2 protein-coding genes are annotated in these 1,006 nt (G+C 48.0%); one reads left to right on the top strand and one right to left on the bottom strand.

Annotated elements, in window-relative coordinates; all coding sequences use genetic code 11:
• Positions 1 to 716 (top strand): 3'-5' exonuclease (locus R8N49_RS25305; RefSeq protein WP_318190233.1); only part of this gene is annotated, 716 nt, incomplete at its 5' end.
• A gap of 143 nt (positions 717 to 859) precedes the next feature.
• On the opposite strand, the gene R8N49_RS25310 is transcribed toward R8N49_RS25305, so the two are convergent.
• A partial coding sequence (locus tag R8N49_RS25310; protein WP_318190234.1) for a c-type cytochrome occupies positions 860 to 1,006 on the bottom strand: 147 nt, incomplete at its 5' end.

The raw sequence follows: 1,006 nt of genomic DNA on the forward strand, positions 1-1,006 counted from the left end.
AAGCAAGCTTTGAAATGGGATTAGAACAACACCTATCGGGGCGTGGTCTCGAAAATCTGCGTCGCTTTACACAATGGTTGGTGGCGATTGCCGATCAAGCTGAGCGAGGTAACACAGTAGAAGCTGTTCGTTCCTTGGTTCGTGACATTCATTACGAAGATTGGCTGTACGAAACCTCAGCCAGCCCGAAAGCCGCTGAAATGCGCATGAAGAACGTTTCGGATCTCTACTCTTGGATTGTGGCTGACTTAGAAGGTGACAATTACGACCAAGAAGAGAAAACGCTGAAAGAAGTGGTTCAACGTTTGACCTTGCGTGACATGATGGAACGCGGCGAAGAAGACGAAGACAGCGATGCCGTTCAATTGATGACACTACACGCATCAAAAGGTCTAGAGTTTCCTTACGTTTATTTGATTGGTTCGGAAGAGGGCATATTGCCGCATCAAACCAGTATTGATGAAGATAACGTCGAAGAAGAGCGACGCTTGATGTACGTAGGCATCACCCGCGCACAGCGAGAGCTGACGTTTACCATGTGTAAAGAGCGTCGCCAGTTTGGTGAGTTGATCAAGCCGACTCAAAGTCGTTTTTTGGATGAGCTGCCGTTTGATGATGTCGAATGGGAAGTGAACAAAAAGCCTGTGTCTCAAGAAGAACGAATGGCGAAAGGTCAGGCGCACATTGCAAACCTGCGCTCGATGTTTAAGAAGTGATCACTTTGATCTCACGGTAAATCAAGTTCACTCCAAACAAAAAGGCTTGCCGATTGGCAAGCCTTTCTTATTTCAGATGAGTCGCGGCTGGATTACAAGCCATCAATCATGTGGTCGATGGCTGCAATGATTTCATCATCAGATCAGTCCATACATGTACCTTTTGCAGGCATCGCGTTAAAGCCTTCAAGCGCGTGCTTCACTAGCACGTCTTTGCCTTGCGCGATACGCGGAGCCCAATCGTCAGCATTGCCCGATTTTGGCGCGCCGTTTACACCAGATGCGTGACA

Source organism: Vibrio sp. 1978 (assembly GCF_033344345.1).